The sequence below is a fragment of the Alteromonas sp. PRIM-21 genome (assembly GCF_027563165.1).
GTDB lineage: Bacteria > Pseudomonadota > Gammaproteobacteria > Enterobacterales > Alteromonadaceae > Alteromonas > Alteromonas macleodii_A.
Genome location: NZ_JADOEK010000034.1, coordinates 1 through 1,292, shown reverse-complemented (window position 1 = coordinate 1,292; position 1,292 = coordinate 1). Strand labels below are relative to the sequence as shown.

The 1,292-nt window shown below is 41.0% G+C and carries 1 protein-coding gene; it reads left to right on the top strand.

Features of this window, described 5'->3' with window-relative positions; all coding sequences use genetic code 11:
* Positions 1 to 52 precede the first annotated feature (52 nt).
* Positions 53 to 1,257, top strand: a protein-coding gene (locus IW644_RS19845; RefSeq protein ID WP_269919045.1) for an IS3 family transposase whose coding sequence is annotated in 2 segments (ribosomal slippage) — positions 53 to 404 and positions 404 to 1,257 — 1,206 coding nt in all. Because the reading frame shifts where the segments join, the coding sequence is not laid out codon by codon here.
* The last annotated feature ends 35 nt before the right edge of the window (positions 1,258 to 1,292 follow it).

Below are 1,292 nucleotides of genomic sequence, written 5' to 3'. Positions count from 1 at the left end.
TGACCCATCCTAAATAGCGTTGACACTTTTCAAACTTAATTTGGAGAGTGTTATGAAATCAGATAGTAAAAGAACTCAACGAGATTATTCTCTCGCTTTTAAATTGGCAGTTGTAGACCAAGTTGAAAAGGGCGAATACACATACAAACAAGCTCAAGACCATTATGGTATTCAAGGTTGCTCTACAGTTTTAGTTTGGCTTCGTAAGCACGGTCGTTTAAATTGGAGTCACGGAACACCTAAGTCTCTAAAAGGAGGCAGAGAAGTGGACAAACCCAAAGCTGAGCTTACTCCGGAACAGCGTATTAAAGCACTTGAGAAAGAGCTTGCTGATACGAAAATGAAAGCGGATTTCTTTGAAGCTGTCGTCAATGTGCTCGAAACGGATTATGGAGTAAGCGTTGTAAAAAAGCGCAAAGGAAAGTCATCCAAGAGAAAGCCGTAGAAGGCGTCTCTGTGACTCGAGCTTGTTGTTACTTAAATATCTCTCGCCAAGCATATTACCAATACTGTAGACGCGTGATGATACGTGAAGCGCATGAGGAGCAAGTTGTTAAATTCGTTCAAAAGGAACGGATTCTTCAACCTCGTATAGGCGCTCGCAAGTTGCAATATCTCCTTGCATGTAGTGACATCTCGATTGGTCGAGACCACCTGTTTAATGTACTCAGAGAAAGACGACTGCTCGTGCCGACTAAGCGCGCTTATCACAAAACAACCGACAGCCATCATAGGTTCCGCTGTCATCCCAACCTCATCAAAGCAGGCTTTAAACCGAAGAAACCTAACCAATTGTGGGTGGCCGATATTACATATTTACCAACACACTGTGGAGAAAGCTATGTAAGCCTCATCACGGACGCTTATTCACGAAAAATTGTTGGTTATCAGGTGGATGATAATATGAAAACTCAATCGGTAAAAAAGGCTTTAACTAACGCGTTAAAACAAAAAAGCACTAACGAAAAGCTCATACATCACTCAGATAGAGGCCTTCAATATTGCTCTGAAGAGTACCAACAAATCCATAGAAGACACAGAATACAATGCTCTATGACAGATGGATATGACTGTTATCAAAATGCCTTAGCAGAGAGAATAAATGGTATTCTGAAAAACGAATACTTGCTTAACAAACCTCTCAATTTAGAGGAAGCAAGAAAAATGGTAGCGGAGTCAGTGGCAATATATAATGAAAAACGCCCGCATCTGGCCCTTAAATACAAAACGCCCGATGAGATACATCGGGCGTTCTAAACAAAATAAGTGTCAACTTATTCTAGGACTAGTCA